The 2,489-nt window shown below is 41.5% G+C and carries 2 protein-coding genes and 1 pseudogene; all 3 read right to left on the reverse strand.

Annotated elements, in window-relative coordinates; translation table 11 throughout:
- Nucleotides 1-1,169 (reverse strand): polysaccharide biosynthesis protein (locus ACESK1_RS13045; protein WP_372920610.1); only part of this gene is annotated, 1,169 nt, incomplete at its 3' end.
- A 6-nt stretch (nt 1,170-1,175) separates the two neighbouring features.
- A complete protein-coding gene (locus ACESK1_RS13050) occupies nt 1,176-2,330 on the reverse strand; it encodes a DegT/DnrJ/EryC1/StrS family aminotransferase (protein WP_372920611.1) in 1,155 nt (384 codons plus the stop codon).
- Nucleotides 2,323-2,489, reverse strand: a pseudogene (locus tag ACESK1_RS13055) (acetyltransferase); the annotation flags it as partial. The pseudogene ACESK1_RS13055 and the gene ACESK1_RS13050, both read right to left, overlap by 8 nt.

Consider the following 2,489-nt stretch of genomic DNA (forward strand, 5'->3'; position numbering starts at 1 on the left):
GCCGCCGCATGATAAATTACATCAATATCATTATTGCGGAACATCAGTTCCAGCCTTCGTATATTTCCAACATCGCAAATAATGAATTTACAATTTAGATCCGGAAACCTGGATTCGATATCCAGTTTTAAATTGTGTAGAGGAGTTTCAGCCTGGTCCAGAATAATAAGCCTCTTCGGATTATAATTCGCGACCTGTCTAACGATCTCGCTTCCTATAGACCCTGCTCCCCCCGTAACAAGGATGGTCTTTCCGGTAAGCTGTTCGATCTTGTTTTCAACATCCAGTTTAATTGGTTCTCTTTCCAGCAAATCTTCGATCTGCAGGGATTTAACTTTCTGGGCTATAGGTTCCCCATGGCCCCAGCTGGAAACTATAGGCGCATTATAAACCTTGATATCGTGTTCAAGACAATCCTCAACAATACCGAATTTTTCTTCAGCAGTTAAATTAAATTCCGAAAGGATTATTGCATCGGCATTGAGAGATTCTACCGCTTTGTGAACTTTACCCTTATGGCTTAACACAGGCTTATCTAATAAGCGAATACTTTTATTTAATTTTTCCTGGGTCAGGAAGCCCACAACTTTAAACCTCTTTGGATGCTCAATGTCCAGGGCACCGGCCACCGAGATCGCATTTTCATCGGCCCCGATAATCACCGCATTGATGAGTTGTTCGTTTTTCTGAACCATTTTGAAATATTCATACACCTGTTTCACCCCTAACCTGAAAAGAAATAGTAAGGAGAAAGCCGCACAAAGGTTTATTAACAAACCTCCTATCAAAAAGATCTTTTCTCCTATTACGAAATACGTAATATAACTTATGAGAACCAGGGTAAAAAACGAACTCAGCGTAGCCAGCAGCAGCTTAAGAGCATCAATATTCGAGGAATGCCGGATGATACCGGCATAGGTTTTAAAAATATAGAAATAAAAAATATGTACTGCAACGATCAGGATCCCTTTATCATAAAAACTCAGCAGGGTATAATATTGGGGAGTAAGGTCTATTACAATAAGTACCGTAAACAGGGTAGAAACAGCCACCAGAGAAATATCAATGAGAAGTATCGCCCACCTTGGCAGGTACCGCATATTCCGCAGATCTAAGGAACTGTCTGCTCCTGCTACTATATTTTTAAGGACTTTAGATAAATTCCTCATATTTTCTTAATTCTTAAAGCACTCTTTTATCTTCCGGCTTATCCTGCTTCGGTCATCGTCATTCAGATTAGACCCGGATGGAAGACATAAACCGTCTTTGAAAAGAGCTTCAGCAATACCTTTTCCATAATATGGAGCAGCTTTAAAAACCGGTTGCATATGCATGGGTTTCCATAAGGGACGACTTTCAATATTGTCTTTTTCCAGATGTAAACGCAGGTTTTCCCGGTTTATTCCTCCGGTTTTTTTCTCATCAACTTTAATCACGCTTAACCAGTGATTGCTAAAATAATCCTCATTCGGAACTGAGTGCACTTCTACTCCTTTTATTTCACGAAACAAATCTACGTAAAATTCGTGCATTGCCCTTCGGGCAGTAACCCTTTTATTCAAAACCAGCATCTGTCCTCTCCCAATTCCCGCAGAAACATTGCTCAGGCGATAATTGTAACCGATTTCTGAATGCTGATAATGTGGCGCCGCATCCCTTGCCTGGGTTGCAAGAAAAATTGTTTTTTCCTTGGCCTTCTGACTCTTGGTCACCAAAGCTCCACCTCCGGAAGTTGTTATGATCTTATTTCCGTTAAATGAAAGAATAGCAAACTCCCCAAAGGTTCCACATTTTTGTCCCTTATAAGAACTTCCCAATGCTTCTGCACTATCTTCAATCACCGGAATCCCAAATACTGAAGCAACTTTATTAACCTCTTCAATTTTATAAGGAGTACCGTATAAATGAACTGCGATTAAAGCCTTAGGCTTTTTTCCCTTAGCGATCCGGTCTTTTATAGCTCGCTCCAATTCTTCCGGACAGATATTCAGGGTATCTTCCTCACTGTCTATAAAAACAGGAGTCGCACCCAAATAAACTATCGGATTGGCCGAAGCTGCAAAGGTCATAGTCTGGCACAGTACTTCATCCCCCAGCTCCACGCCAAGCTGTATTAAGGCCAGATGCAATGCCGCCGTCCCGGAACTCAGAGCCGCCACCTCGCCACTCTTTTCTCTTTCCGAAAATATATAGTCCTTAATATCTTGCTCAAAACCACTAACATTTGGCCCTAATGGCGCTATCCAGTTGTGTTCAAAAGCTTCATGTATATATTCCAGCTCTTTTCCTCCCATATGTGGAGAGGAGAGCCATATTTTTTCCTTACTCATTTGAATACTTTATAATTTTTCCGGGATTCCCCACTACCACAGCAAAATCGGGTATATCTTTAATAACTACTGCACCGGCGCCAATAGTGGCCCATTTCCCGATTTTAATTCCGGGAATCACCGAAGCCCCGGCACCAATTTGAGTGCCTTCACCAATAC

The sequence above is a fragment of the Salegentibacter sp. genome, assembly GCF_041642575.1.
Lineage (GTDB): Bacteria > Bacteroidota > Bacteroidia > Flavobacteriales > Flavobacteriaceae > Salegentibacter.

Bases quoted from the DNA above. Each gene is read 5' to 3' on its own strand.
- ACESK1_RS13050 (WP_372920611.1), bottom strand. From the start codon at position 2,330: ATGAGTAAGGAAAAAATATGGCTCTCCTCTCCACATATGGGAGGAAAA.